The organism is Pseudomonas sp. SK2, assembly GCF_016772395.1.
Taxonomy (GTDB): Bacteria; Pseudomonadota; Gammaproteobacteria; order Pseudomonadales; family Pseudomonadaceae; genus Aquipseudomonas; species Aquipseudomonas taiwanensis.
The window spans coordinates 2,899,793-2,925,769 of record NZ_CP061944.1; the positions used below are offsets into that span (position 1 = coordinate 2,899,793).

The 25,977-nt window shown below is 59.7% G+C and carries 26 protein-coding genes and 5 pseudogenes; 20 read left to right on the forward strand and 11 right to left on the reverse strand.

The genetic code is table 11. The annotated features are described in order from the left end of the window. Positions 1 to 3: 3 nt before the first annotated feature. From aroE to IF103_RS12920, 5 genes are read right to left on the reverse strand one after another with little or no spacing between them, the layout of a single operon-like run. Positions 4 to 822, reverse strand: a complete 819-nt coding sequence (gene aroE, locus IF103_RS12900) for a shikimate dehydrogenase (protein ID WP_027907348.1) — start codon at positions 820 to 822, stop codon at positions 4 to 6. Next, complete coding sequence (locus tag IF103_RS12905; RefSeq protein ID WP_202675375.1) at positions 819 to 2,051, reverse strand: CaiB/BaiF CoA transferase family protein; 1,233 nt, start codon at positions 2,049 to 2,051, stop codon at positions 819 to 821. Before IF103_RS12905 ends, aroE begins: the two co-directional genes overlap by 4 nt. Next, on the reverse strand, positions 2,048 to 2,503 hold the full coding sequence (locus IF103_RS12910) for a MaoC family dehydratase (protein WP_023380777.1): 456 nt from the start codon (positions 2,501 to 2,503) through the stop codon (positions 2,048 to 2,050). Before IF103_RS12910 ends, IF103_RS12905 begins: the two co-directional genes overlap by 4 nt. Further along, positions 2,500 to 2,898 (reverse strand): VOC family protein, encoded by a 399-nt coding sequence (locus IF103_RS12915; RefSeq protein WP_023380778.1) that lies wholly within the window; start codon positions 2,896 to 2,898, stop codon positions 2,500 to 2,502. Before IF103_RS12915 ends, IF103_RS12910 begins: the two co-directional genes overlap by 4 nt. Then, a complete protein-coding gene (locus tag IF103_RS12920; protein WP_202675376.1) occupies positions 2,895 to 3,842 on the reverse strand; it encodes a ketopantoate reductase family protein in 948 nt (315 codons plus the stop codon). Before IF103_RS12920 ends, IF103_RS12915 begins: the two co-directional genes overlap by 4 nt. A gap of 93 nt (positions 3,843 to 3,935) precedes the next feature. On the opposite strand from IF103_RS12920, the gene IF103_RS12925 reads away from it, so the two are divergent. The 8 genes and pseudogenes from IF103_RS12925 to IF103_RS25390 all read left to right on the forward strand — a co-directional run. Then, complete coding sequence (locus IF103_RS12925) at positions 3,936 to 4,847, forward strand: LysR family transcriptional regulator (RefSeq protein WP_023380780.1); 912 nt, start codon at positions 3,936 to 3,938, stop codon at positions 4,845 to 4,847. A 130-nt stretch (positions 4,848 to 4,977) separates the two neighbouring features. Next, entirely contained in the window at positions 4,978 to 5,634 is a 657-nt protein-coding gene (locus IF103_RS12930) for an HAD hydrolase-like protein (RefSeq protein ID WP_023380781.1), read from the forward strand. Positions 5,635 to 5,744: 110 nt separating this feature from the next. Then, positions 5,745 to 6,107 (forward strand): hypothetical protein, encoded by a 363-nt coding sequence (locus IF103_RS12935; RefSeq protein WP_202675377.1) that lies wholly within the window; start codon positions 5,745 to 5,747, stop codon positions 6,105 to 6,107. Next, positions 6,104 to 7,078, forward strand: a complete 975-nt coding sequence (locus IF103_RS12940) for a fimbrial protein (protein WP_202675378.1) — start codon at positions 6,104 to 6,106, stop codon at positions 7,076 to 7,078. The genes IF103_RS12935 and IF103_RS12940 overlap by 4 nt, the downstream gene beginning before the upstream one ends. A gap of 509 nt (positions 7,079 to 7,587) precedes the next feature. Next, positions 7,588 to 8,358, forward strand: a complete 771-nt coding sequence (locus tag IF103_RS12945; protein ID WP_315694086.1) for an EAL domain-containing protein — start codon at positions 7,588 to 7,590, stop codon at positions 8,356 to 8,358. Between the two features lie 25 nt (positions 8,359 to 8,383). Beyond that, positions 8,384 to 9,358, forward strand: coding sequence for a GGDEF domain-containing protein (locus IF103_RS12950; RefSeq protein WP_202675379.1), 975 nt, complete (start codon positions 8,384 to 8,386; stop codon positions 9,356 to 9,358). 24 nt (positions 9,359 to 9,382) lie between these two features. Continuing rightward, positions 9,383 to 10,108 (forward strand): annotated as a pseudogene (locus IF103_RS25385) (PAS domain-containing protein); the annotation flags it as partial. A gap of 153 nt (positions 10,109 to 10,261) precedes the next feature. Continuing rightward, positions 10,262 to 10,702: pseudogene (locus IF103_RS25390) on the forward strand (methyl-accepting chemotaxis protein); the annotation flags it as partial. 28 nt (positions 10,703 to 10,730) lie between these two features. Here IF103_RS25390 and dmeF read toward each other — a convergent pair. Together dmeF and IF103_RS12965 are read right to left on the reverse strand one after the other, a co-directional pair. Beyond that, positions 10,731 to 11,657, reverse strand: a complete 927-nt coding sequence (gene dmeF / locus IF103_RS12960) for a CDF family Co(II)/Ni(II) efflux transporter DmeF (RefSeq protein WP_202675380.1) — start codon at positions 11,655 to 11,657, stop codon at positions 10,731 to 10,733. A 7-nt stretch (positions 11,658 to 11,664) separates the two neighbouring features. Beyond that, the gene (locus IF103_RS12965; RefSeq protein ID WP_027907343.1) at positions 11,665 to 11,940 is read right to left on the reverse strand and encodes a metal/formaldehyde-sensitive transcriptional repressor; all 276 of its coding nucleotides are present in this window, start codon (positions 11,938 to 11,940) and stop codon (positions 11,665 to 11,667) included. A 25-nt stretch (positions 11,941 to 11,965) separates the two neighbouring features. Between IF103_RS12965 and IF103_RS25205 the strand changes: the two are divergent. The 3 genes and pseudogenes from IF103_RS25205 (at position 11,966) to IF103_RS12975 (ending at position 15,270) form a co-directional block, all read left to right on the forward strand. Further along, a pseudogene (locus IF103_RS25205) lies at positions 11,966 to 12,301 on the forward strand (site-specific integrase). Between the two features lie 41 nt (positions 12,302 to 12,342). Then, entirely contained in the window at positions 12,343 to 13,929 is a 1,587-nt protein-coding gene (locus IF103_RS12970; protein ID WP_023380790.1) for an ABC-F family ATPase, read from the forward strand. Between the two features lie 150 nt (positions 13,930 to 14,079). After that, positions 14,080 to 15,270: an MFS transporter gene (locus tag IF103_RS12975; RefSeq protein WP_023380791.1), complete on the forward strand. Its 1,191-nt coding sequence runs from the start codon at positions 14,080 to 14,082 to the stop codon at positions 15,268 to 15,270. Here the strand turns inward: IF103_RS12975 and IF103_RS12980 are convergent. Further along, on the reverse strand, positions 15,220 to 16,278 hold the full coding sequence (locus IF103_RS12980) for an alpha/beta hydrolase family protein (protein ID WP_023380792.1): 1,059 nt from the start codon (positions 16,276 to 16,278) through the stop codon (positions 15,220 to 15,222). The two genes, IF103_RS12975 and IF103_RS12980, sit on opposite strands and share 51 nt — an antisense overlap. A 130-nt stretch (positions 16,279 to 16,408) precedes the next feature. Continuing rightward, positions 16,409 to 17,020 carry an FMN-dependent NADH-azoreductase gene (locus IF103_RS12985; protein ID WP_023380793.1) on the reverse strand — a complete coding sequence of 204 codons (612 nt, stop codon included), beginning with the start codon at positions 17,018 to 17,020 and terminating at the stop codon, positions 16,409 to 16,411. 133 nt (positions 17,021 to 17,153) lie between these two features. Between IF103_RS12985 and IF103_RS12990 the strand changes: the two genes are divergently transcribed. After that, the gene (locus IF103_RS12990) at positions 17,154 to 18,056 is read left to right on the forward strand and encodes a LysR substrate-binding domain-containing protein (RefSeq protein ID WP_023380794.1); all 903 of its coding nucleotides are present in this window, start codon (positions 17,154 to 17,156) and stop codon (positions 18,054 to 18,056) included. Positions 18,057 to 18,063: 7 nt separating this feature from the next. Continuing rightward, positions 18,064 to 18,408, forward strand: a complete 345-nt coding sequence (locus IF103_RS12995) for an MmcQ/YjbR family DNA-binding protein (RefSeq protein ID WP_371919407.1) — start codon at positions 18,064 to 18,066, stop codon at positions 18,406 to 18,408. Positions 18,409 to 18,525: 117 nt separating this feature from the next. Here the strand turns inward: IF103_RS12995 and IF103_RS13000 are convergent, their stop codons facing one another. Both IF103_RS13000 and IF103_RS13005 read right to left on the reverse strand, forming a co-directional pair. Beyond that, entirely contained in the window at positions 18,526 to 18,954 is a 429-nt protein-coding gene (locus tag IF103_RS13000) for a DUF1294 domain-containing protein (RefSeq protein WP_027907340.1), read from the reverse strand. A 1-nt stretch (position 18,955) separates the two neighbouring features. Further along, entirely contained in the window at positions 18,956 to 19,786 is an 831-nt protein-coding gene (locus tag IF103_RS13005; RefSeq protein ID WP_027907339.1) for an undecaprenyl-diphosphate phosphatase, read from the reverse strand. 391 nt (positions 19,787 to 20,177) lie between these two features. Between IF103_RS13005 and IF103_RS25395 the strand changes: the two are divergent. From IF103_RS25395 to fapC, 7 genes and pseudogenes are all read left to right on the forward strand, one after another. Then, positions 20,178 to 20,801 (forward strand): annotated as a pseudogene (locus IF103_RS25395) (cache domain-containing protein); the annotation flags it as partial. A 339-nt stretch (positions 20,802 to 21,140) separates the two neighbouring features. Further along, positions 21,141 to 21,722, forward strand: a pseudogene (locus tag IF103_RS25400) (methyl-accepting chemotaxis protein); the annotation flags it as partial. 215 nt (positions 21,723 to 21,937) lie between these two features. Further along, a complete protein-coding gene (pnuC, locus tag IF103_RS13015) occupies positions 21,938 to 22,504 on the forward strand; it encodes a nicotinamide riboside transporter PnuC (protein ID WP_027907338.1) in 567 nt (188 codons plus the stop codon). After that, positions 22,501 to 23,028, forward strand: coding sequence for an AAA family ATPase (locus IF103_RS13020; RefSeq protein WP_027907337.1), 528 nt, complete (start codon positions 22,501 to 22,503; stop codon positions 23,026 to 23,028). The genes pnuC and IF103_RS13020 overlap by 4 nt, the downstream gene beginning before the upstream one ends. A gap of 307 nt (positions 23,029 to 23,335) precedes the next feature. Beyond that, the gene (gene fapA / locus IF103_RS13025; protein ID WP_027907336.1) at positions 23,336 to 23,773 is read left to right on the forward strand and encodes a functional amyloid chaperone FapA; all 438 of its coding nucleotides are present in this window, start codon (positions 23,336 to 23,338) and stop codon (positions 23,771 to 23,773) included. 1 nt (position 23,774) lies between these two features. Beyond that, positions 23,775 to 24,347, forward strand: coding sequence for a fibril amyloid subunit FapB (fapB, locus tag IF103_RS13030; protein ID WP_027907335.1), 573 nt, complete (start codon positions 23,775 to 23,777; stop codon positions 24,345 to 24,347). A gap of 51 nt (positions 24,348 to 24,398) precedes the next feature. Then, the gene (gene fapC, locus IF103_RS13035; protein ID WP_023380803.1) at positions 24,399 to 25,934 is read left to right on the forward strand and encodes an amyloid-like fimbrin subunit FapC; all 1,536 of its coding nucleotides are present in this window, start codon (positions 24,399 to 24,401) and stop codon (positions 25,932 to 25,934) included. Positions 25,935 to 25,977 lie beyond the last annotated feature (43 nt).

Consider the following 25,977-nt stretch of genomic DNA (forward strand, 5'->3'; position numbering starts at 1 on the left):
GGCTTACTCCAGAGGAATGGTCAGTCGGTCGATCACGGCGCGGGTTTCGGGACGCACCCCACGCCACCAGGCAAACGCTTCCGCCGCCTGCTCGACCAGCATGCCCACACCGTCGGCCAGGCGCGTCACGCCTTGTGCTTGCGCCAGACGCAGGAATGGCGTCAGGCCTTTGCCATAAGCCAACTCGTACGCCAGCCGCGTCGCGCCCAACACATCAGCAGGCAACGGCGGCAGTTCACCGGTAAGGCTTGCAGAGGTGGCATTGACAACGATGTCGAACGCCTGCCCTTCCAGCTCCTCGTAGCGGCTGATACGTAGCAGCGGATGGTCCAGTTCATTGCGCAAGGACACCGCCTTGGCCATGTCGCGGTTGGCGATCACCAGCTCGCTCGGGCCCGCTTGCAGGAACGGCAGTAGTGCTCCACGAACCGCACCACCAGCGCCGAGTACCAGCACCCGACGGTTGCGCAGCGGCTCTGCAAGGTTCTCTTCGATATCCCGCAACAAGCCGATGCCATCGAAGTTCTCGGCGAAGATATGGCCATCCTCGAACTTCAGCGCATTGGCCGCCCGTGCCAGCTGAGCCCGCTCGCTGCGCCGGTCGGCCAGCTCGAAAGCGCGCAACTTGAATGGCGCGGTGATGTTCATGCCCAGCCCGCCATCGCTGCGAAATTGCAGCACCTGGGTCTCGAACCCCTCGAGCTCGCCCTCGATGGCACCATACGCCAGGGTCTGGCCGCTGGCCTGGGCAAACAGGCCGTGGATCAAGGGGGATTTTGTGTGATTGATCGGTCGCCCGATCACTGCATAGCGGTCGCTCATCGTGCATCTCCGTGGGTGAACAGCACACCGTCCGCTTGCATGGCGGTGATTTCTTCGGGGCTGAAGCCAAGCCCGGCAGCGACTTCGGCATTATGCTGGCCAAGGTCCGGGGCCACCTGATGGATCGTGGTGTCGCAATCGGAAAAGCGGAACGGCAGATTGGGCAGGCGCAGGGTACCGTAGCGCGGGTGCCGCTGTTCGATGACCATGTTGCGAGCCTGGATCTGCGGGTCGGCCAGCACTTCGTCGATGCGTTGCACCTTGGCGTTGGGAATGTCGATGCCATCGAGCAGTTGCAGGATGTCGGCGACCCGACGCGCGCCGACCCAATCGCGGACCACTGCGAGAATCGCTTCGCGATGTGCATTGCGGCCATTGAGGTGATGGTAGCGGCTATCGCTACCGAACCCGGACGGGCCGCCATTGGCCTCGACCATGGCGGCAAAGCGCTGCCAGGCATCGTCGACCTGGGCGGCGATGACCAGGTCGCCATCGGCTGCGCGGAAGACGCCATAGAGGGTCGAGGTCGGCATGTCATGGCCGGTCTGCTCCGGTAGCACCGTGCCGTCGGACAACGTGTAGCACTGCACCGCATACTCGTGCATCGACACCAGCGTGTCGTACAGGGCCATGTCGATATGTTGTCCGCGTCCAGAGCTTACCCTGCCCAGCAACGCCGCGTTGATCGCCGCAACAGCATGAATACCGGTGTACATGTCGCCCAGGGAAATGCGCAGCAACGGGGGCGCCTCGCCCGGCACGCCAACCATCTGCATAATGCCGCTCTTGGCTTCGGCAATCAGCCCGAAGCCGGCGCGGTGAGCATCCGGTCCGGTGTGACCGTAGGCTGAGATCGAGCAGTACACCAGGCGCGGGTTGCGCGCCGACAACTCGGCATAGCCAAGACCAAGCTTATCCAGCGCACCCGGGCGATAGTTTTCGATGAACACATCGGCCGAATCGGTCAGGCGTTGCATGAAGGCCTTGCCACGCGGGTCCTTCATATTGACGCTGACGCCCTGCTTGCCCATGTTCAGCTGCAGGAAGTAGCCGCTCTGCTGCTCATCCAGAGTAAACGCATGCTGGCGGCCGGCATCGCCGCTGCCGGGCCGCTCGACCTTGATCACCTCGGCACCCAGCGCGGCCAGGCAGCGCCCCACATAAGGACCGGCGAGGAAGTGGCTGTAGTCGATGACGCGGATACCTGCCAATGGCAATGCCTGGCTCATGCTTGTGCCCTCCTCGGCACCATCAGGCGGTGCTCGCCGCGCTGCACGACTTCGCCATGCTGGTTGATCAGTTCCGACGGCAGTACCACGATGCCCCACCCTGGGCGACTTTTGCTGGGACGCATCGCCCCTACGCGCATGCGGACATGCAGCACATCGTTGACCTTTATCGGCAGCACGAAATCCCAGGTCCAACCCAACGACATACCCGGCACGAAGCGGTATTGGCACTGGGTCTTCAGGCCGTCGGCGATCGACAACCCGAACAAGCCGTGGGCGACCAGGCAGCCGAAGTGGCTGGCATTGGCGTACTCCTCATCGACATGGACTGGGGTGTGGTCGCCGGTGAGGTCGGCGTAGGCCAGGATGCGCTCGCGAGTTACCGTGTAGGTGGGGCTGATGCACTCATCGCCTTCGCGGGCGTCGTCCCAGAATTTTTCCACTACGCTCATGCCGATACCTCCGCACGCGGGTCGATGGCCAGTGCCTGGGCGACGCACTTGGCCGGCGAGGCCTGGATGAACTCCACCGCCAGGCCGTCGGGCAGGCGCAGCCAGTTGCGACCCTGAGACATTTCGCTGACACCGAAGCGTTGGGCTGCGGCCAGGGCGGCTTCGAGGTCCTCGCACATGATGCCCAGGTGGGCCAAGCGCCCCTCCGGCCCGGCGAAGTCCGGCTGGTGAATGAACTGCAGGCCACCCAGCGTCCAGTACTGCGTCGGCAGCTCGACGTCGCCCTGCACTTCCCGCATGGTCATGCCGCACACTTCATTGAAGAAACGGATATGCCACTGAATGTCCCGCACCCAGAAGGCAACGTGTTCGAGATAGGCTTTCGGCTGGCTCATGGATTATCCCTTTTCTGGTGATCGGCCATCGCGCGTTCGATGCCCTTGATACAGGCCACCAAGGTCGCGTTGACGGGGGTGGCAACGCCATAACGCTGGCCCCAGCGCACGACGGAGCCGTTGATGAAGTCGATTTCGGTGATCGAGCCCTTTTCCAGGCTCTGCAGCATCGAGGTGCGGAAGCTCGCCGGCAGGCCCTCGGCAGCCAGTCTCCATGCCGCTTCGGGACTGGTCAGGCTCAGGCGGATGCCGGCCCGCTCGGCGACGGCAATGGCCTCGGCCACGGCAGCCTTTGCGGTGCATTCGAGCAGCGGCTCGCTGTACAGCTGGCCATAGCTGAGCATGGTGATGCCGCTCAACGCGCCAGTCGCGACGTTGACCAGCAGCTTGTCCCACATGGTGCCAAGGATGTTGTCGCTGACCGTGGTGGCCAGTCCGGCGCCGTTGAACGCCTCTGCAATGGCTTGCACGCGTGGCGTCATCTGGCCGTCGAGCTCGCCAATGAAGGTCTCCTTGCCTGCCACCCCGGCCCGGATCGATCCGGGTGCCAGCAGCACGCCGCCGACATAGGTCTTGCCGGCCAGCACCCGCTCGCGGCCCACGGCCTCGGCCAGGATGTCCTCATGGCCGAGGCCATTCTGCAGCGACAGCACCAGCGTTTGTGGCCCGAACAGTGCAGTGCCGCCAGCGATGGCATCGGCGGTGTGGAACGACTTGACCAACACCACCACCAGGTCGACCGCGCCAATGTCTTGGGCGTCAGTCGTCGCGTTGACCCGCACTGAGCGCTCGCCGCGTTCGTCCTGCACCTGCAGCCCGTTCAGGTTCATCGCCTCGACATGCGCACGGCCACGGTTCAGCAGCCAGGTTTCATGCCCCGCCTCGCTCAAGGCCGCGCCAATGGCGCAGCCCAGGGCACCGGCACCCAGAATGCAGATTTTCACGTCGCAGACCTCCTGTGATTTGCGACCACCTTATGCAGACGGGCTTATTTAGACTATACAATGCGCTCAATACCACTATTGAGAATCGCAATAATGAGTACATTGGAGGCTCTGCCTGAGCCGAAACTGCTGCAGCTGTTCGACGTGCTGTATCACTGCCGCAGCGTTACCCGCGCGGCCGAGCAGCTCGGTCAGAGTCAGCCGACCATCAGCATCTGGCTGGCGCGGCTGCGCGAACAGTTGAACGACCCGCTGTTCGTGCGCACGCCGACCGGCATGGCACCTACGCCACGCGCCGACCAGTTGATCGGCCCCTGCCGGGAAGTCCTGGAATCCCTGCGCCGCCTGACCGCCTGGGAACCACAATTCATTCCAGCCACGGCGCAGCGTCGCTTTCGCCTGTGCGTCAGTGATGCCAGCCATATCACCTTGCTGCCCAGCATTCTCAACCACCTGCGCTCACATGCGCCGGGAATTCGCCTGGAGGCGGCACGTATCGATGGCAATACTGAAAGCGCACTGGAGTCCGGCGAGGCGGACCTAGCGATCGGTTTCGTACCATGGCTGGGTGGAGGGATGTATCAACAGGTGCTGTTCGACCAGGACTGGGTGTGCCTGAGCAATCCGCAGCATCCACGCCTGGCACATGGGATGAATGTGGCGCGCTACCGCGCCGAAGGGCATGTCCAGGTCAGCGCCGGCACCGGGCAGAAATTGCTGGAGGCCGGCTTGGCGCGCGCGGGCATCGAACGCAGGATCATGCTGGAGCTGCCGGCGTTCCTGGGGTTGGGGATGATCGTCGGGTCGACGGACTTGGTGGCCACGTTACCCCGCCATATCGGGCAAACTCTCGCCGAAATGCATGGGCTGCGCCTGCATGACTGTCCGTTTGCAGTCGAGGGATTCACGGTCAAGCAGCATTGGCATGCCCGGTATCACCAGGACAGCGGGAATCGGTGGTTGAGGGAGGTCGTCCGGGGATTGTTCCAGTCAGGGAAAGGTTAGCTTCAGGAGCAACAGTCCGCTGAACCAGGGTTGCCAGCGCTGCCATGTAGGAACAATTGCCGTCGCACCGCGAGCGCATCAAAATAGCGCTTCCCGCGAAGACACCCACACTCCAGGAAGGAACACTCAGATGCCGTACCGACTTGCCATCTTCGACTTTGACGGCACGCTCGCAGATTCATTTCCCTTCTTTGTCCGGGTGTTCAACCAAGTCGCTGACCGGCACGCATTCAACCGAATTCAACCCGAAGAATTAGACAGTCTGCGCAAACTGGGGGCTCGGGAGATCATGTCCCATATCGCAATGCCCCGCTGGAAGCTGCCTTTCGTAGCGCGGACATTCATGAGTCTGATGAACAACAATCGAAGCTCGATCCCGCTTTTCGATGGAATCGCCGATACGCTAAGCCATCTGGATGAGCAAGGACTGATGCTCGCGGTGGTCTCTTCCAACGCCAAAGACAATGTCACGCAGATCCTGGGCGCCAGCTGTCGACATTTCCGCGCCTTCGAGTGCGGGGCATCCATTTTCGGCAAGGCATCACGCTTGCGCCGGGTCATGCGCAAGTGTGGGGTTACGCCAGAAGAAGTTATCTATATAGGCGACCAGCCTACAGATGGCGAAGCAGCATCGGCTGCAGGCATTGCGTTTGGCGCGGTTGCTTGGGGATATGGGACCCATGAAGCATTCCATGATCTTCCATCCCACGAGTGGTTTGCCGATGTAAGCCAATTAAGGCGACTGACCGGAAACCCTCTGCTGCTGCCATGCATACCCACGCGCTGACGTGTAGCCCGCAAAAAAGCTGTCGGCTGCGGTGAGGTATCAGATTCGTCTGATTAAGCTAGCGGCGGCCCTTGACATAACTTGGCGCATCCATTTACCGAGCATGCACCATGCAAATTTCAAGGCGAACTTATGAACAAGCAAGCAAGCAAGCAAGCAAGCAAGCAAGCAAGCAAGCAAGCAAGCAAGCAAGCAAGCAAGCAAGCAAGCAAGCAAGCAAGCAAGCAAGCAAGCAAGCAAGCAAGCAAGCAAGCAAGCAAGCAAGCAAGCAAGCAAGCAAGCATTATAGCGCTCGAAGCGTAATTGGCGCAAGCCTATTTTTAACTATTTCCGCGTGTACATTACCCGCTCGTGACAACTCGGACGAAATCCATAATACATCAGAAACCCTTCGTTTAAAGGAAGCCTATGATCGCTTGACATTCGAACACCCTGAATTTAATTGGAAATACGTTGAGGGACTCGCCGAATGATAAAGCCGATCAAATACCTGGTAGCTTGCATTATTGCGACACCCTCGCTTTCGTTCGCCGCCTGCGAATTTTTCGAGGGCCACTCCCAGAAACAAATCACCGTAAGCATACCCTCAACGCTTTCCATCCCCCGAGACGCAGAAAACAACACCGTTATCTACGAGTCTCCAGCCCAGACCTTTTCCGGTAACGCGTCGTACACCTGTTCCACTACCTTCACCACCGGAATAGTAAACAACGTCGGCAGCAACGCACCGACGAAAAACTACTTCCCCATCGGCAATACGGGGCTTTCGTGGCAGTGGATCTATCAGGACGCGCCCTATAACGGATTCGGTGGTGGATCAATTAGAACCCCGGGCGGGTATGGATTCAACACCACGAAGAACGCGTTGCGCATCATAAAAACCGGCGACATCCCGTCAGGTACGACGATACCTGCTGGCACCTTGGGATATATACAAGTCGAAACATCAGCCGTCAGACCGCTAGCGATGATAATAGACAAAAGTCCATCCATCGTACTTCAGTCATGTGAAACGCCGAACATAGCGGTGGAGATGGGCGAATACAATCTAAGTGTCTTTGCCAGCGAAGGCAACACCACCCCACCCAAACACTTCGAAATAAAACTGAACAACTGCCCCAGCGGAATCAAAAAAGTCAGTTATCGCTTGACTGCCACTTCAGGTTCGCCAGCGGTAAATGGGCAACTCGGGATAATAGAACTGAACAAGGGTTCAACCGCCAAAGGCATCGCGCTTCAACTACTTGACAGCAACCAGGCACCTCTACAACTCGACAAAACTTATGTTTTCAACGAATACTCAACCCTCGGCGGAAATTTCTCCATCCCCATGAGCGCGAAGTACATACGCACGCTGCCTAACGGCAGCGCGGGTCAATACGATGACGGTATGAGCGCGGGCTCTGCTAGTAGTGAAGTGACGTTCGTCATGAGTTATCTGTGACTCACGGTGCGCGTCAAGGACATTGTCATACCCGGTTGGCCGGCTCGCCCTTATGGGCTCATCGACCGCCCCACAGGCAGGCTGGGCCACCGTAAGCAATAGACAGCAGCACACCATCGCGTATCAGCACACATCATTTTTAGCCGCCGTCGGACCAGCACATCAGCCACAAAACCTCGACCAAATCCGCCTATGGGGCCTTGCGTACACAGAGGAAAAGCGAAACTCGCTAGGTCACGGAGCCAGAGACCGATTGGCGCAGCGTGAAACCTGACGGGGCCTGTTGTACAGAACGTCACAGTCGGCCAATGAAAATACAGCCAATACGGCGCTTATACCATCTACTTTGGCCATTTCGACATCCAAACAATGAAAAATACCTGTACAAGGTACTTTCTTTGTACAGGTATTAAGGCAATACTCCCTGCACCGAGGATCGCTCGTACGCTCCCAGCCTGTCGGCATGAAGCCGTACCGCCATGTTATTCCTTCTGCAGGAGGTGCCAGCCTTGTCTATACAACTCATACCTGTTGAGCCTCAACGACCTCATGGCTGCCGCAGCTGCAAGGATAACGCTGGCATTGACTTCGACTTCACCATGGCGTTCCAGCCCATTGTCGACACCCGCGCCAACTGTGTTTTTGCGTATGAATCTCTGGTCCGGGGTAAAGATGGCGCTGGCGCACAGGCCGTATTGCAAAAAGTAAATGACTCAAACAGATATAAATTTGATCAAGCGTGTCGTGTCAAAGCGGTGGAACTTGCTGCGAGAGCCGGCATGCCAAGCTGCTTGAGCATCAATTTTCTACCCAATGCTGTGTACCAAGCAGAGGCCTGCATTAGAACCACCCTCCTTGCCGCAGAAAAATACAATTTTCCCATTGAAAAAATAATATTTGAAGTTACTGAAAATGAGAGCATCGCAGACAAAGCACACATAAAAAAGATCATGGAATCCTATAAAAAACAAGGCTTTAGAACGGCAATCGATGACTTCGGCTCCGGGCACTCCAATCTCAATTTACTGGCCAGCTTTCAACCCGACATCCTCAAGATCGACATGGAACTGATAAGAGACATCCATACCAGCAAGGCCAAGCAAGTTATCACCAAGGGCATTGTAAGCGTCTGCCGAGACCTCAACATACAAATCATCGCCGAAGGGATCGAGTGCGTTGAGGAACTTGATACGCTTCAGGCACTCGAGATACACCTGTTCCAAGGGTTCTTTTTCGCAAAGCCAAAACTTGAATCCCTTCCTGAGATTGCATGGCCCTAGCAGCGAAACCTAATAGGAGTCATCCATGGACAGCGCGATAGACTTCAACGCTGTAATAGCGCTCACACTGGACTACTTAAAACTTCATTTCACACACGCAGAATGGAGCATTGTTCGCGTGGGTGCCGATGAAGCCCCCAAGACGAGCGGCAGTCATTTCGAACACCCCACGCTCGACGCCGAACTGCAAGCCATCACGAATAAAATACGCGCCGACCTCTTGGTCAATGATGTTCACGCGCCGGGAGGGGTCATACAACATGCATTATCAGGCGAGCACGGCGACACTACGCAGACTACACAGTACGTTGCCATACCCCTACTCCACTATCCGCCTATGCTCTACGGATTTATTTATGGAAGATCGGTAGATCGCAACCTATTGGAAAACCGTGCCGACCTCAGACTGCTGGAACTTATTGCGTCGCTTCTAAATAGCTTACTGCATGCTGAAACACAAGCAGATTTCCAGGCGCGCCGCGCCGAGCGTTTCGAAACCCAGGCGTACACTGATGCTATGACCAACCTGTTCAACCGAGCAGCATGGGAACAACTCTTGCACCAGGAAGAACTGCGCTGCGAACGCCAAGAAACACCCTGTGCTGTCATCGTGATTGACCTGGACGACCTCAAGCAAACCAATGACGCCGAAGGGCATTATGCCGGAGATCAGCTTATCAAACGGGCCGCTACCTCGTTACTTCAAGCTTCACGCAAAGAGGATATCGTTGCCCGACTCGGCGGCGACGAGTTCGGGATAATTGCCACCCACTGCAACGAATATGACGGCGCGTGCTTATTGCAGCGAATTAGAGACTTGTTCAAAAAAGAAAAAATCAATGCCTCAATCGGAATGGCGCCACGCCAACCGTCTGGCTCACTAAAAAAGGCGTTCATCCGGGCTGATCAAGCGATGTACAAAGAAAAGCGTGTAAAGCGTGGTTCCGCAACGGCGCGAACCTTAGAAAACCCGTTCACGCCGGGCCACCAAACGGTCTGATTTAGCCACTGCATGGGTGCCATTATGTTTAACAAACGTCTAAAGTGCGAATTGGATGATGCCTTGTCAACGCTCCGGTCCCAGGAGGCCAGAGAAACAGCCATCAGTCGCTCGACGGCGACCATTGAGTTCACACCGGAAGGCATTATAACGAACGCCAATCAAAACGTATTGCATGCAATGGGTTACACGCTGGATACGCTGATTGGCCAACACCATGACATCCTTTGCCCGAACGACGATACCCACAGTGTCGGGCATGAGGGCTTCTGGAGAACATTGCGAGACGGTGAATATATCCACGACCGCATCCCCTTCCGCAGCCGCCAAGGTGAAACGCTCTGGCTTGAGGCAACCTACAATCCAATTTTTTCGGCGGACGGTCGCGTCAGTCGCATACTGATGCTCGCAAACGACATAACAGAGCACGTCAGGCGCGAGCAAGAGCAACGCAACGTCCTAGAGGCCATGAGTCGATCGATGGCCATGATCGCGTTTGACCCAGACGGATATGTACTTGAAGCCAACGATAATTTTCTGCATACGCTCGGATATCGTATGCCTGAAATTCAGGGTAAACACCACCGACTCTTTTGCACTCAACAAGAGGCGCAGTCGTCGGAATACCAAGATTTTTGGGCGCACCTCAACAAGGGCGCGTTCTTTTCCGGCCGTTTTCAGAGGGTGAACCGATGCGGCGCCACCGTTTGGTTGAGCGCCACTTACAACCCGATATTTGATGCCAACAAGAAACTGTACAAGATTGTAAAATTTGCTCGCGACATTACACCGCAGGTTGAACAACAGCAAATCGAGTCAACGGCCGCCACGCTTGCCTATCAGGTCTCGAAAGAAACCGATCAACGTGCGCAGCACGGCGCCATGGTCATCAGCGAAACCGTGGCGGTGGTCCGCAGCATTGCGGGCGAACTTTCAAATGCTGCCCTCAAAATATCAGCCGTTGGTCAGCAGTCTGAAATGATCACTGGCATTGTCCAAACCATACGCGGCATCGCTGATCAGACTAATTTGCTGGCGCTAAATGCAGCCATTGAAGCGGCCCGAGCAGGCCCCCAAGGAAGAGGTTTCGCTGTCGTCGCAGATGAGGTGCGTCACCTCGCTGTTCGCACCGCCCAAGCCACCTTGGAAATCAGCGACGTTGTAAAGCGAAACCATCAATTATCGCAAGACGCTGTAAAAGGTATGCAGATGACTCAACATATGGCTGACGTCGGCGTAGGGTTAGTAGGCCAAGCCGGGGATATCATTGGGGAAATTCAAAGCGGCGCCCGCCAGGTCGTGGACACGGTCAAGCAACTCAGTGAAGCGGTAGATAAACTCTGAGCTTTTTCGTCAACTCGCTTCTTCGCCTTCACGTTGTTGCCCTGTACTCAACCGTGAGATGAGTGACTTGGTGAACAGGCTCCAATGCAGCGCGTACATCATCGACCGATAGACCTACAGAACCTTGCACACTCACGATGGCTGCTCGCGCCTGCGGCCCCACTCGCCAGACATGGAGGTCTGTAATCTTGAGCGTCCCGAACTGACTGAGCAATTCACGGATCTCCTCGGCTATATACTCATCGCTCTTGTCGAGTAGCACGGCTGCAGTATCGCGAATGAGCGACCACGCCCAGCGCGCAATCACGACAGCCCCCACTATACCCATCAACGGATCAAGCCATACCCAGCCGAGGTACTTGCCAGCCACCAGTGCGACGATGGCCATGACAGATGTCACTGCATCCGCCAGCACGTGCATATATGCGGAACGCAGGTTGTTGTCGTCGCCATGCGTGTGGGTGTGGTGATCATGGGAGTGTCCATGATGATGCGCATGCTTATGACTGCCTCCCGCGAGAATGAGGGCGCTGACAAGGTTTACGACCAAACCTATTACCGCAATGAGCGTGGCCGCCTCGAACTCCACGTGGGCAGGTTCGAAAAGGCGTACTAACGATTCAGCACCGATGCCCAAGGAGATCAACCCGAGAACGAGAGCGGACGCAAAACCGCCAAGGTCACCCACTTTTCCCGTTCCAAAACTATAAGCAGCATTCTGCGAATGCTTGCGGGCAAACGCATAGGCCGCCACGGCGATACCCAGCGCGCCTGCATGAGTGGCCATGTGAAAACCATCGGCCAACAGGGCCATCGAACCGGTGATGTATCCGGCAGCTATTTCTCCCACCATCATGGCAAGGGTCAGCGCTACAACCCACAAGGTGCGCTTGGCATTTTCATCGTGTCCAGCACCCAGGAAATCATGGCTGTGAATGGGATCGATCGTGCTCATGTGTTTCTCACTTTGAGTATCGGCGGATGGCTTCCAGGAGCGCTTCCACACCTTGCGCCCTCTCTTGATCAGTGAGACCCGCCCTGGCTACATGCTCACGGGCATGGTCCTCAACAATCTCATCAAGTAGCCCGTTGATTGCGCCACGGGTTGCAGCCACCAGATGCAGGGTTTTTGCGCAGTCAGCATCGCCCTCCAGTGCACGCTCTATAGCCTGTACTTGTCCAGCGATGCGCTTCACCCGCTTGAGCAACTCATCTTTTCCGGATTGCATGTGGGCCATAACATACCCCCCTACCCTATATTGCGTGAATGATGCGCTTGATTTTCGTTGGGAGCAAGGGAGGGTCGGCAAAAGCAGGCTGTGGTTCCACGAACCAAGTGTTACAATCCGCCACTTCAAAGCGGCGCTCGAAGCGCTGGACATCCGTGAACGTCGGCAGTACGACACCCGCCACACCTACGCAACCATGCGCCTGATGACTGGGATGAACCGTGCGTTCATCACGAACCAGCTTGGCCAAAGCGTTGAGATGTTGCCCTCTACCTACGCGTAATGGATCAGCTCCTCCTCGGACTGGAGGGAGCTGGAGAAGCTGCCGCCCCGAGTCGAATTGGCCCAGCATTGGCCCAACACTGACTAGAGGGCCTAAATACACCTCTGGAACCCCCGCAGGACAAGCACTTGATTTCTACCGCCAACATCACCATGCAATTCGGCTCCAAGCCGTTGTTCGAAAACGTCTCGGTCAAATTCAACAACGGCAACCGCTACGGCCTGATCGGCGCCAACGGCTGCGGCAAGTCCACCTTCATGAAAATCCTCGGCGGCGACCTCGAGCCGTCCGCGGGTCAGGTCATGCTCGAGCCGAACACCCGTCTGGGCAAGCTGCGCCAGGATCAGTTCGCCTATGAAGAGTTCACGGTCATCGACACCGTGATCATGGGTCACAACCAGTTGTGGAAAGTCAAAGCCGAGCGCGACCGCATCTACTCGCTGCCGGAAATGACCGAGGAGGACGGCATGGCCGTCGCCGAGCTGGAAACCGAATTCGCTGAAATGGATGGCTACACTGCCGAGTCCCGTGCCGGCGAGCTGCTGCTGGGCCTGGGTATTCCGCTGGAACAGCACTTTGGACCGATGAGCGAAGTCGCGCCAGGTTGGAAGCTGCGCGTGCTGCTGGCACAGGCGCTGTTCTCGGATCCGGACGTGCTGCTGCTGGACGAACCGACCAACCACCTGGACATCAACACCATCCGCTGGCTGGAGAACATCCTCACCGCGCGTAACAGCACCATGGTGATTATTTCCCACGACCGGCACTTCCTCAACAGTGTCTGCACCCATATGGCCGACCTGGATTACGGTGAACTGCGCCTGTTCCCGGGCAACTACGACGAGTACATGACCGCCGCCACCCAGGCCCGTGAGCAGTTGCTGGCCGACAACGCCAAGAAGAAGGCCCAGATCGCTGAACTGCAGACCTTCGTCAGCCGCTTCTCGGCCAACGCCTCCAAGGCCAAGCAAGCCACCTCGCGCGCCAAGCAGATCGACAAGATCCAGTTGGCCGAGGTCAAGCCTTCAAGCCGTGTCAGCCCGTTCATCCGCTTCGAGCAGACCAAGAAGCTGCACCGCCAGGCCGTGACCGTCGAGAAAATGGCGAAAGCTTTCGACGACAAGGTGCTGTTCAAGGACTTCAGTTTCACGATCGAAGCCGGCGAGCGTGTGGCGATCATCGGTCCGAACGGTATCGGCAAGACCACCTTGCTGCGTACCCTGGTCGGTGAAATGACCCCGGACAAGGGTGAAGTGAAGTGGACCGACAGCGCCGAAGTGGGCTACTACGCCCAGGATCACGCGCACGACTTCGAAGACGACATGAGCCTGTTCGACTGGATGGGCCAGTGGACCACCGGCGAGCAGGTGATTCGCGGCACCTTGGGCCGGATGCTGTTCTCCAACGACGAGATCCTCAAGTCGGTGAAGGTCATTTCCGGTGGCGAACAGGGCCGCATGCTGTTCGGCAAACTGATCCTGCAAAAACCGAACGTACTGGTCATGGACGAACCGACCAACCACCTGGACATGGAGTCGATCGAGGCACTGAACCTGGCGCTTGAGAACTATCCAGGCACGCTGCTGTTCGTCAGCCACGACCGCGAGTTCGTGTCGTCGCTGGCCACTCGCATCATCGAACTGACCCCCACTGGCGTGGTGGACTTCAGCGGCACCTACGATGACTACCTGCGCAGCCAGGGCGTCGTAGTCTGAGCCGACCGCACAAGGGCCGCACCGCGGCCCTTTTTTGCGCCCCGGCCCAGCGGGCAAGGCTCGCAATCAAATAATCATTAGCCTGCTTTCATTTCCGTCGCGCAACGGCCATGATGAATCCACGCCCACCGCCCGCCCGCGAACGAGCCCATGACCGCGCAACAACCCTCCCCCAGCACCCGCGCCAACCTCACGCTACAGATCCTGTCGATCGTTTTCTACACCTTCATCGCCTTCCTCTGCATTGGCTTACCGATTGCGGTGCTGCCCGGCTACGTGCATGACCAATTGGGCTTTGGCGCGGTAATCGCCGGGGTGACCATCGGCCTACAGTACCTGGCCACCCTCCTCAGCCGTCCCTTCGCTGGGCGTGTGGCCGATACCTTGGGTGGCAAGCGTGCCATTGGCTACGGACTGTTCGGGATTGCCGGCTGCGGGGTATTGACGTTGCTGTCGGCCTGGACGCTTGCACTTCCCGTGCTGAGCCTGTTGCTGCTGCTGGCTGGACGGGTGCTGCTGGGCGTGGCCCAGGGGCTGATTGGGGTGGCGACATTGAGCTGGGGCATCAGCCAGGTAGGTGCGGAGCATACGGCCAGGGTGATTTCCTGGAACGGCATCGCCTCCTACGGCGCCATTGCCATCGGTGCGCCGGTGGGCGTGCTGGCCGTGGACGGCCTTGGCTTCAGTGTGCTGGGCCCGGCGCTGTTGCTGCTTGCGCTGTCGGCCTTGCTGGCATTGCGCAAGCGCCCGGATGTGGTGGTGGTCCGTGGTGAACGCCTACCGTTCTGGTCGGCTTTCGGGCGCGTCGCGCCCTGCGGCCTGGGGCTGACACTGGCCTCGATCGGTTATGGCACCCTGACCACCTTCGTCACCCTTTATTACCTTGAGCGTGGCTGGATTGGCGCAGCGTGGTGCCTGAGCGCATTCGGCCTGTGCTTCATCGTTTCGCGGCTGCTGTTCGTCAACGCGGTCAACCGCTTTGGCGGCTACAACGTGGCCATCGCCTGCATGGCCACCGAAGTGGTCGGTTTGGGCCTGTTGTGGCTCGCCCCTTCGCCGCCCTGGGCACTGCTGGGGGCGGGCCTGACCGGCTTCGGGCTTTCACTGGTGTATCCGGCGCTGGGGGTCGAGGCCATCAAGCAGGTGCCCAGCAGCAGCCGAGGTGCCGGACTGGGCGCTTACGCGGTGTTCTTCGACCTGGCCCTGGCCATCGCCGGCCCAGTCATGGGCGCGGTCGCCGTGCACTTGGGCTACGCCTCGATCTTTTTCGTCGCGGCCCTGCTCGCCCTGTCAGGGGTGGGCCTGATCCTGCTGCTGGCCCGGCGCAACAACGGCGGTTGAGCGCCCTGCGGGCAGCGGCGCGCCCAGTGCCTGGCTGAAAAATGCAGCAGTGTCACGCGTTAGCGAGCGATGGATATGCCGGCGGTCGACACCGTCGGCATCCTTGCACAGCACTGGCATGCGAGCGTGCTGCTCTTCGTCGCAGCGGGCCATGAACACGAAATGCCCAGCGCCGGCCAACAAGCGGTAATCCGGGGTGAGCGGAAGCTTACGGGCAAGGGCCTCGGCATTCCGGTCCAGCGCCACCAATTGGTCGCTGTCACCGCTGAAGATCAATGCCGGCACCTTTACGCCAGCCAGGGCGTGACGGCCAAACATCAGGCTAAGCGGTGCCATCAGCATCACCGCGCCTATCCGTGTATCTGGCTGGGGGCTCAGTTCGCTACGGTCGGCTATCAATACACCATGGGTCTTGCAGGCATCGGCATCGTCTGGGCGCTCCAGGCAGTAGCGCCTCAGCCGGTCCAGATCTGGCTGCGCGCCCGACAGAATCAGCGCCGTTTCACCGCCGGCCGAATAGCCAATCACACCCACTTTGCCGTCATTCAGGTAGGGCCCCAGCAACCGATCGACACGGGCGGCGGTGATGGCGGCACTGACCTGCAACGGACGACCATAGAGGTTGCTCAGGGTGCCCAGGCGGCTGTGGTCGCGGGCGTTGTCGCCTGGGTGAATCACCGCCACCACGACGAACCCCTGGTGCGCCAGGGCCGTTGCCAAGTAATGCAGCGCCAGCGGGCTTCCGGTGTTGCCATGGGACAGTACCAGCAAGGGAAATTGACCCAAAGCGACCGGGGCCTCTTCGGCCACCTGGATCGGGTAGCCGTCGATACGATTGGTGCGAGGCTCGCCTGTGGACGGGTAGAACGCCAGGGCCTGCATCGGACGGGCATCGACAGGATCGTCCAGGGTCATGCGGTGCAGCCCAACGTTCCAAGGCTGCGCCTCGGCGCGGGGCAGCAGCCCCCCCAGCAGGACCAGCGCCAACAAGATTCGGGAGGTGCTCATCGGCCCGCCACCCCTGCGAAGCAAAAGGATGACGCCAGCATAGATCCAGGATCGTCCGGGGCGGATGAAACCTAAATGAAAAAACGGCTGACACCCCAGGTGGCAGCCGTTTTCTAATTGCCTCAGCGGATCACGCGGCGGCGAACAGCTCGTTGGCGATCTGCGCCTGAGCGTCGTCAATTGCCTTGCTGCGCTGCTCCGGACCGTAGGCCAGGCCGTGGGCGCGGACGATTTCCAGGTCGGTGATACCGATGAAGCCGAGGAACACTTTGAGGAAGTCCTCATGACCGGCACCGGTCGCTTGGCCGGCGTGCAGGCCGCCTGCAGTGGATACCAGGACCACTTTCTTGTCGCCGCACAGGCCTTCAGGGCCGGCTTCGGTGTAGCGGAAGGTCTTGCCGGCGACGGCAACACGGTCGATCCAGGCTTTGAGCTGGGTCGGCACGGTGAAGTTGTACATAGGGGCGCCGATCACCACAGCGTCGGCGGCCAGGAACTCTTCCAGGGTTTCGGCGCTGAGCTTGGCTTCGAACGCCTGGGCCGCATCGCGCATGTCTTCAGGGGTACCGGCTGCAACCAAGGTCGCGGCGGAGAAGTGGGCGATGGCGTCGGCGGCCAGGTCGCGGTAGACCACTTCGATGCTCGGGTCGACGGCTTTCCAAGCTTCGACCACTTCGCGGCTCAGCTGACGGGAGGCGGAATTGTCGCCCAGGATGCTCGAATCGATATGCAACAGTTTCATGGGACTCTCCTGTGAATGAAGACCGCGGCGGTGGGCGATCACGATGGAGAGAATCCTACCGGGGCAGCCAATGGCTGATAAGGCGGCAAAAATGCGTTAGTTTGTCCTATGGATAGGACAGTGAGACAGGACCATGCAAGACCTCAATGACCTCTTTTACTTCGCCCGCGTGGTTGACGCCGGGGGGTTCGCGGCGGCAGGACGCCAGCTGGGCATCCCCAAGTCACGCTTGTCGCGACGCATCGCCGAGCTGGAGGAACGTCTGGGCACACGCCTGCTGCAACGCACCACCCGCCAGCTCAAGCTCACCGCCGTGGGCGAACGGTACCTGCATCATTGCCAGGCCATGCTGCTGGAGGCCGAGGCGGCCGACGAGGTGGTGGCGAGCATGAGCAGCGAGCCGCGTGGCCGACTGCGGGTTTCCTGCCCGGTCGCCTTGGCCCATGCCTTCTTGCCGGACGTGGTCAGTCGTTTTCTGGCGCACTACCCTCAGGTACAACTGGACATGGTGCTGCTCAACCGCCGGGTCGATCTGATTTCCGAGGGTATCGACGTGGCCCTACGGGTCCGCGATCTGGGCGATGAGGACCCTGCGCTGGTCACCCGTCGTTTGCGCCAGGCACAGATGCAGCTGGTGGCGGCTCCTGGCTTCGCCGACCACATTCGCGACCCCGCCGAACTGGCCACCCTGCCAGTCCTGGGTGCAGCAGAGGCCGACAGGCTGGTGCACTTTCGTCTGCACGGCCCAAACGGCCAACAGCAGGAGATTGCGCTGGAGCCGCGCCTGGCCATCGACGACTTCGTGGTGCGAAGCGCAGCCGTCCGCGCCGGGCTCGGCTTCTCGGCCTTGCCAAGCATGTTCTGTGAGGAACAGCTTGAACGAGGCGAACTGGTCAGGCTGCTGCCCGACTGGTCGCTGCCTGGTGGCTATCTGCAGGCGGTGTACCCTCACCGGCGGGGTCTGCTTCCAGCGGTACGGGCCTGGATCGATCATCTGGCGGCGTCGTTCGAGGCCTGTGGGGAACGTTATGTCTAGGCAGCACATGACCGAAGACCAGGTCGTGACCTTCTGCCTGGGCTTGCCGGGTGCACGGGAAGACTACAAGTGGGGCGGTGTCCGGGTGTTTTCGGTAGCCGGTAACAAGATGTTCGCGGTGCTGGATCTGGCCGGTGCAGGGCTGTCGTTCAAGGTGGCGGACGACATCTTTCTGGGCTACTGCGACCGACCCGGCGTCCGCCCGGCACCTTACCTGGCGCGGGCAAAGTGGATCAGCATGGCGCCACCCTACCCCATGGGCCGGGATGAGCTGTGCGATTTGCTGCAACGCTCGCACCAGCTAGTGGTGAAACGCCTGCCAAAACGGCTGCAGGTTGGCCTGGTGATGTGAACCGATCGCTGGCAAGCCGAGGCTCCAGGTAACGCGACGACTTCAAGAAGGACGCGCCCCTGGAGGAGCGACCTTGGGTCGCGAAAGGGCTGCAAGCAGCCCCCGGCAACGCCGCCATCAAAACAACGAGAAAAGCTGCTGATTCAGGAACAGGTAATCCACCCAGAACACCTGGTGCAGCAGCACGATGCCCCAGAACACCAGCTGGTAGGAAACCTTCCGAGTCTTGTGCCGAAACAGTTGTTGGGCCACCAGTGCTCCAGGCCAGCCCCCTAGAAGCTCGCTGACATGCAACACCTTCTCAGGCGTACGCCAGGCTTGGGCGCGCGCCTGGTGCTTGTCCTGCCAGTACAGCAGCAGGCAGATCAAGCTCGCCGCCGGATAGACGGCTAGCGGCCACCAGGCTTGCCCACCCCAAGCCATCTGGGCCACGCCAATTCCTGGCAGCAGGCACAATGCGCCCAAAACCAGCAGCTTGAAGCGGGCATGGCGTACCCCCTCCTCACGAGCGGCGCCATACTGCCCCTTGGCTTGCGTGCGTGCCATATCAGCCGTGCGCCGTCGACCAGTCGACCCAGCCGAACTGCCAGGTGGCCAGAATCAGCAGGCCAAAGGCAATGCGGTACCAGGCGAACACTGCATAGCTGTGATTGGCGATGAACTTCAACAAGCCTCGCACGGCGATCATGGCGAAAATGAACGAAGTCACGAAGCCGATGGCGAAGACTGGCAAGTCGCTGGGCTGGAACAGATCGCGGTACTTGTAGCCTGAATACACCGCCGCCCCCACCATGGTGGGCATGGCCAGGAAGAAGGAGAACTCGGTAGCGGCCTTGCGCGACAGACCGAAGATCAAGCCGCCGATGATGGTCGAACCGGAGCGGGAAGTGCCGGGGATCATGGCCAGGCACTGGATGAAGCCGATTTTCAGCGCATGGCTCCAGCGCATGTCGTCGACGTGATCGACCTCGACGCGGTGGTCGCGGCGCTCGGCCCACAGCATGATGAACCCACCGACCACCAGCGCAGCAGCCACGGTGATCGGGTTGAACAGGTATTCATGAATCAGGTCGGCGAACAACACACCGAGCACCACCGCAGGCAGGAAGGCCAGCAGCAGGTTACCGGTGAAGCGTCGCGCGCTGGGCTGGCGGGTCAGCCCAAAGACCACATCGAGGATCTTGCGTCGGAATTCCCAGACCACCGCCAGGATCGCCGCCAACTGGATGATGATGTTGAACGCCATGGCCCGCTCGCCACCGAAGCCGATCAGGTCGGCGACGATAATCTGGTGGCCGGTACTGGAAATCGGCAGAAACTCCGTGAGTCCCTCGACCACACCTAAGATGATTGCCTGGAAGGCAGTCCAAAAATCCATCGTTCCCCCGGGTGGAGCACTGCTCTGTGCAGGCCCCTAGTTCTTGATTTGCTTGTGATTTGCCGCACGCGGCGCGGCTGTTTTACAGCGACTGTTGGTGGCAATGCCAGTCGAAAAGTTCATGCTGCCTAAAGGTTTCATCTTGGGCGGCCGAAATCCTAACAGAGACGCTCTGCGATCGCTTGCCTGAACAGCGGCAGAGTAGCCCGGATCTAGCACTTAGCCATTAGTCGAGTGGGGGGCGACGGCAAAGCGTGTTTGGATGCACCTGAATAACAAGAAAAACGCGGGAGTAACCTTCATGAAGACCTTGAGGTCGATGTCGATCAGCCGCCGCTTGTGGCTGATACTGCTGGTGGCCGTGGCAATGCTGGTAGTGCTGGGCTTGTTGATGCTGCGCCAGATCCACGGCGACCTTTACCAGGCCAAGGCGGAGAAGACCCGCCATGTGGTCCAGACTGCCGCAGGTGTGCTGGCCTACTACCAGGGGCTGGAGGCTGCCGGAAGCCTCAGCCGCGAGGCGGCCCAACAGCAGGCCCTGCAAGTGGTGCGTGGGCTGCGCTATGACCAGAATGACTACTTCTGGATCAACGACCTGGGGCCGAAAATGATCATGCACCCGGCCAACCCCAAACTCGATGGCCAGGACCTTTCGGCCATCCGAGACCCAGACGGTTTCGCCGTTTTCAACGAAATGGTCGCCCTCGCCCGCAGCCAGGGCGCAGGCCCGGTCAACTACCGCTGGCCCAAGCCGGGCGCCACCGATCCGGTGGCCAAGACCTCCTACATTCAATTGTTCAAGCCTTGGGGCTGGATCATCGGTTCGGGTGTGTACGTCGACGATGTGCAGGCCGAATTCGCCCGTCAGTTGCGCGACGCCACCCTGGTCGGCCTGGGCATCGCCCTGTTGATGGCGCTTGTGGTGATGCTCATTGCCCGGAGCATTGCCCGCCCACTGCAGGAAGCCGTTCAAGCCATGGGCAACATTGCCAGTGGCGAGAGCGACCTGACCCGGCGTCTGGACACCCACGGCCGTGACGAGATCACCCACCTGGGCGAGCATTTCAACCGCTTCAACGGCAAATTGCAGGGGGTCGTCGGCCAACTGCAAGGTGCCGCCCATGCCTTGGCCCAGTCCGCAGGACAAGTCGGTGACAATGCTGGAGCCGCGCAACAGCGCAGCGCCCAGCAGTCGCTGCAGATGGACCAGGTGGCGACTGCCGTGAACGAAGTCACTTACGCCGTGCAGGACGTGGCCAAGACCGCCGAGCAAGCGGCCGGCGAGATGCGCGCTGCGCAACAGCAGGTGGAGCATGGCCAGCAAGCGATTCACGGCAGCCTGCAGCAGATCGACAGCCTGTCACAGACCATCGATCAGGCCGTGCAGGTGATCCGGGAACTGGCCGGGCACAGCAGCAAGATCGGCGGTGTACTCGATGTGATCCGCTCGATCGCCGAGCAGACCAACCTGCTGGCCCTGAATGCTGCGATCGAGGCAGCCCGCGCGGGCGAACAAGGCCGTGGTTTTGCCGTGGTTGCCGACGAAGTGCGCCTGCTGGCCCAGCGCACGGCTCAGTCGACCGCGGAAATCCATACCATGATCGAGCATTTGCAGGGCCAGTCGGATGCCGCGGTCAAAGCCATCGACACCAGCAGCGAGGCCTCCCGCCAGACGGTTCAGCAGGCCCGAGAAGCCGGCACCAGCCTGGATGCGATCAGCCACGCGCTGCACAACCTCACCGCACTCAATGCCTCCATCGCCAGTGCCACCTTGCAGCAGTCGCATGTCGTCGAGGAAATCAACCGCAACGTGCTGGATACTGCCGGTTTGTCACAGCAGACCGCCGACGCTGCCCGCCAGTCGAGCGATGCTGGGGAGGCACTGGCCCGCTTGAGCGAGGAACTGGAGCAGCTGCTGCGTCAATTCAGGGTTTGAACCGCGTCTGCGAAGGGCCGCGAGGCGGCCCCGACAGGGACTGATGCGAGGGCTATGCCCTCGATCGCAGGCTACGCCCGCGCCCCCGCAGCTTCTTCGAATCGATGAGCTTTCGTTGTTCGGTCAGAGCCGGCAGCCAAGCGGTTCACAAAGCCTTGTCACTCATCGCCCCCCACGGGCTACAATCGCGCCCCCTCCCATTCCAAGGATCGCCGATGTCCGGCCTTGAGTTCATCGCCGCCGTGCTCGGCGTAATCGCCGTCTGGCTCACCGTCAAACAAAATGCCTGGTGCTGGCCGATTGGCCTGGTGATGGTGCTGATCTATGCCTGGCTGTTCCATGAGGTCAAACTGTACTCGGGCATGCTCCTGCAAGTGGCCTACGCTGCGCTGCAGCTGTATGGCTGGTGGCAATGGCTGCGCCCGGATCGCGCCGAAGATGCACGCAAGGTGTCCCGCCTGGGGGGACCTGCCGTAGGTCACAGCCTGTTGGCCGGCCTTGTGTTGAGCCTGGCGCTGGGCGCGGCGATGGCCCGGTGGACCGATGCTGCCCTACCCTGGCTGGACGCCACCTTGACCGGTTTCAGCTTGGTGGCGCAGGTATGGATGGCGCAGAAGCGCCTGCAGTGTTGGCCGTTGTGGGTGGTGGTCGATGTGGTGTACGTCGGTCAATACCTGCATCAACAGCTGTACTTCACTGCTGGATTCTTCGCCGTGCTGACCGTCATCGCTGTGCGCGGCTGGATGGAGTGGCGTCGTGATCCGGCGTTGGTGGCGCAATGAAAGTCGTAGTGCTGTGTGGTCCGGAATCCAGTGGTAAAAGCTGGCTAAGTCGAGTGCTTCAGGCTCGCTTCGGCGGCCTTGTCGTGCCGGAATACGTGCGCCACTTCATCGACCAGGAGGGCCGCGATACCTGCTACGCCGACATCCCCACCATCGCCCGCGGGCAACTGGCGTGGGAAGATGACGCTCGCGCCCGCCAGCCTCGTTTGTTGATCCTCGATACCCACTTGCTCAGCAACCTGTTATGGAGCCGGGCACTGTTTGGCGATTGCCCGGCCTGGATCGAGCAGGCCCTGCTGGAGCGCGACTACGACCTGCATCTGTTGCTCGACCCGGAGGGTGTCGACTGGGTGGACGATGGCCAGCGCTGCCAGCCCCAACTGAGTGAGCGCCAAGGTTTTTTTGCCGACAGCCTAGGCTGGCTGCAACGCCACGAACAAGTTTGGCAGGTCGTCGGCGGCGACTGGCCAACCCGCAGCGCCGCCGCATTGGACGCTGTCGGCCAACTGCTCGCAACCCCGTGATGTGTTAAGCCCCTGAGACACCAAGGCAAGCCATGGTTCCCGTGCTTGCGCGCTTTCCGCAAATGCCGGGGTGAGTGTTACGCCGCTGATACAACCCCGCCAAAGCCGCTTGGGGCAGGGCCACAACCAGAAAAAGCTGTTCTTGGCCTGCCCCGTGTCTCGTCGCTGATACAGCTAAATAATGAAGCATTCAGCTATTGAAGCTAATTCCTTGAATTATCTATGAAAAGCAAAAACGGCACAGCTCCTGCTCTCTTCCTCGCAACGCTGATAACGGGCCAGCGAACGGAAAGAAGGAATTGCCACCGTGGAGAAACTCGATAAAGGCCTTTTCCGCCGCCTGCTGATAGGGTGCGTACTGGGTTCATGCCTCAGTCTACCGGCCCAGGCCGACAACGGAATCATCGTGATCACCCGCGATGTCCAACCCCGAATGGCGATCCGCGCGCCGCTGGCGCCAGACCCCAACCCTACCACCGCCAACGCCAACCCCTCTGCCTACATCCTCAAGCAGACCAATGAGCTCAGTGATGGCGACTTCGCCAACATCACCAGCGGCACTGGTATTTCTTCGCTGGTCAACCAGCAGACCAACAACCTGGGCGGAGCCATCGGCAACCAGAACCAGCTTCCCAACATGGCCGCTGGCCGTGGCACAGGCGCAGGCAATGGCATCTCCAACATGGTCAATTCGAGCGTCCAGCGCGGTCTTGCACCGCTGCAGATCCTGACTGGAGGCAAATGAGATGAGGCAGACGCTGTTCATCCTTGCCGCGTTTTGCAGTGCATCGACCTTGGCCCAGTCCCCCGTGATGAATGACGCTTCCATCGACAGCTCCGGCGGGCAGTACCAAGGCAACTTCTCCCTCAACCAGGCAGCGGGCGACCTGCAGCAACAGGTCAACGCCCGCGCGTTTGCCAATGGGCCGCAGGCCAGCGCGAATACGCAGATCCAACAACGCCTTCAATCCGTGATCGATCCGAACATGGATGCCCGAGCCAGCATTCAGGGCACCGCCTTCAGTCACGGCAGCGGCGCGCTGGGCATCAACCAGAGCGCAGGTGCCAGTACCCAGCAAGCCAACGCACTGAGCATCAGCACCAGTGCGCATCCGCAAAGTATCGACGACAGCGTCCTGATGCAGCAGAACGTGGCGCTGATCAAAAGCTCCGATCCAACCGATACCTCCCCTGGTTATCGCCAGGTCACCACCGGTGACCAGGCCTTCACCGGTAGCCGTGGGGTGATTCAGTTGAATCAGAGCGCCGGGGTGGGAAACCAGACGGCAAACACCCTGAGCGTACGGGTCGCGAACTGACCCAAAAAGGTAAGAACAACACTTAACCGAAAAAAAAGACGGAGAAACACCATGAAACCCTCGATGGCACTCAAGCCTCTGGTTTTCGCAATTGCTGCGGTCATGGCTGTTGCTGCACAAGCGGATCAGAACGATCGGCGTGGACATGGCCACCACGGCCACTACAACCCTCCTCCAAAACCTATCTACACCAGCGCTACTGCCACAGCTGACGACACCCAAAGAAGCACCAACAACTTCATCCTCAATGAAGGCACCGTCAACGAAGCAGAAATGAGCAGCTCGGCCGCAGGCGCGAGCGGCAACGTCGGCGTCAACGTGGCAGCCGGTAACGGCAACCAACAAGACAACGCGGCGGCTATCGCCAACACCGCGTCCGACAACTCTGCCATCGACAACAGCTTCGTCTTCGGCGACTCCGTGGCAACCGCAAACGTCGATCAACACAGCAACAACAACACCGTCAAGAACTGGTCGACCCAAAGCTCGGCTGTCATGAGCGGCTCGGCTGACGGTAGCAGCGGTAACGTGGGTATCAACATTGCTGGCGGCGACCTGAACCAGCAGAAAAACACCATGGCCATTGCCAACAACAGTGCGCCAATTGGTAACTCCACTGCCACTGCCACTGCCAAGCAGACCGGTCCAGGCCTGACCGTCATCAACCGTGCCGACCGCACCTATCGGGTGGATACGCTTACCTTCACCACCTCCAAGAGCGGTTCGTCCTCGCGCAGCGGCTCGTTCGATGCCAACATCGACAAGAGCTCCAGTTCGAGCTTCAGCGTGGCTGGCTCGCAAAGCAGCAGCGCCAGCGGTTCGAAGAGCAGCAGCGCCAGCGGCTCCAGCAGCAGCAACGCCAGTGGCTCTAGCAGCATGAACGCCAGCGGCTCCAGCAGCAGCAGCGCCAGCGGCTCGAACAACATGGCTGCCAATGGCTCGAACAGCTGGAATGCCAGTGGTTCGCATAACTCGAGCTCCAGCTCCACCTCGAGTGCTTCGCTCAGCGCCTCGCTGGATGCTTCGGCCAGTGCCGATGCAACCTCCAGCTCGTCCTTCGGCCCGTTCACCCGGACCCGCAGCGAAAGCTTCGACGGCTCGCTCAGCGCTAACCTCGACGTAGACGTCGATACCTCGAGTGACAAAACCCACGCGTCGTCCTTCGACAAGTCCTTCGATTCGTCGTTCGACAAGTCGTATAGCTCTTCGTATGACCGGACCCGCGACTCTTCTTACGACAAATCTCGCGACACCTCCTACGAGAAGTCTCGCGATTCTTCGTACGAAAAAGCGAGAGCCTCGGAGTGGGAAAAAGCCAACGCTTCGGCCTTCGAGAAGTCCGGCGAGAAAGCCTCGCAATCTTCGGACAGCATCTCGAAGAGCTACAGCGAGTCTAGCGAGTACGCACTGAGCAACACCGTGTCGTTCCAAGTGCTGACCCCGACCGGCTGGGCCAACCCTGTGACCAACACCGCAACCCTCAGTGGCTCGGTGAACGGTGGCAGCGGCAACCTGGGCGTCAACGTGGCAGCCGGTGTGGGCAACCAGCAAAGCAACTCGCTGGCCATCTCCAACACCTCGATGTAGCAACTGCGGCGTGGAGGCCCCCTTCGGGGGGCCTCTTTCTAAC

Excerpts from the sequence above, each read along its gene's own strand:
- IF103_RS12925 (WP_023380780.1), top strand. The coding sequence starts at position 3,936 with ATGAGTACATTGGAGGCTCTGCCTGAGCCGAAACTGCTGCAGCTGTTC.
- fapC (WP_023380803.1), top strand. The coding sequence starts at position 24,399 with ATGAAACCCTCGATGGCACTCAAGCCTCTGGTTTTCGCAATTGCTGCG.
- IF103_RS13005 (WP_027907339.1), bottom strand. The coding sequence starts at position 19,786 with ATGGATTTTTGGACTGCCTTCCAGGCAATCATCTTAGGTGTGGTCGAG.
- pnuC (WP_027907338.1), top strand. The coding sequence starts at position 21,938 with ATGTCCGGCCTTGAGTTCATCGCCGCCGTGCTCGGCGTAATCGCCGTC.
- dmeF (WP_202675380.1), bottom strand. The coding sequence starts at position 11,657 with ATGAGCACGATCGATCCCATTCACAGCCATGATTTCCTGGGTGCTGGA.
- IF103_RS12950 (WP_202675379.1), top strand. The coding sequence starts at position 8,384 with ATGGACAGCGCGATAGACTTCAACGCTGTAATAGCGCTCACACTGGAC.
- IF103_RS12985 (WP_023380793.1), bottom strand. The coding sequence starts at position 17,020 with ATGAAACTGTTGCATATCGATTCGAGCATCCTGGGCGACAATTCCGCC.
- aroE (WP_027907348.1), bottom strand. The coding sequence starts at position 822 with ATGAGCGACCGCTATGCAGTGATCGGGCGACCGATCAATCACACAAAA.
- IF103_RS12915 (WP_023380778.1), bottom strand. The coding sequence starts at position 2,898 with ATGAGCCAGCCGAAAGCCTATCTCGAACACGTTGCCTTCTGGGTGCGG.
- IF103_RS13020 (WP_027907337.1), top strand. The coding sequence starts at position 22,501 with ATGAAAGTCGTAGTGCTGTGTGGTCCGGAATCCAGTGGTAAAAGCTGG.
- IF103_RS12965 (WP_027907343.1), bottom strand. The coding sequence starts at position 11,940 with ATGGCCCACATGCAATCCGGAAAAGATGAGTTGCTCAAGCGGGTGAAG.
- IF103_RS12910 (WP_023380777.1), bottom strand. The coding sequence starts at position 2,503 with ATGAGCGTAGTGGAAAAATTCTGGGACGACGCCCGCGAAGGCGATGAG.
- IF103_RS12905 (WP_202675375.1), bottom strand. The coding sequence starts at position 2,051 with ATGAGCCAGGCATTGCCATTGGCAGGTATCCGCGTCATCGACTACAGC.
- IF103_RS12990 (WP_023380794.1), top strand. The coding sequence starts at position 17,154 with ATGCAAGACCTCAATGACCTCTTTTACTTCGCCCGCGTGGTTGACGCC.
- IF103_RS13000 (WP_027907340.1), bottom strand. The coding sequence starts at position 18,954 with ATGGCACGCACGCAAGCCAAGGGGCAGTATGGCGCCGCTCGTGAGGAG.
- IF103_RS12995 (WP_371919407.1), top strand. The coding sequence starts at position 18,064 with ATGACCGAAGACCAGGTCGTGACCTTCTGCCTGGGCTTGCCGGGTGCA.
- IF103_RS12930 (WP_023380781.1), top strand. The coding sequence starts at position 4,978 with ATGCCGTACCGACTTGCCATCTTCGACTTTGACGGCACGCTCGCAGAT.
- IF103_RS12975 (WP_023380791.1), top strand. The coding sequence starts at position 14,080 with ATGACCGCGCAACAACCCTCCCCCAGCACCCGCGCCAACCTCACGCTA.
- IF103_RS12940 (WP_202675378.1), top strand. The coding sequence starts at position 6,104 with ATGATAAAGCCGATCAAATACCTGGTAGCTTGCATTATTGCGACACCC.
- IF103_RS12935 (WP_202675377.1), top strand. The coding sequence starts at position 5,745 with ATGCAAATTTCAAGGCGAACTTATGAACAAGCAAGCAAGCAAGCAAGC.
- fapB (WP_027907335.1), top strand. The coding sequence starts at position 23,775 with ATGAGGCAGACGCTGTTCATCCTTGCCGCGTTTTGCAGTGCATCGACC.
- IF103_RS12980 (WP_023380792.1), bottom strand. The coding sequence starts at position 16,278 with ATGAGCACCTCCCGAATCTTGTTGGCGCTGGTCCTGCTGGGGGGGCTG.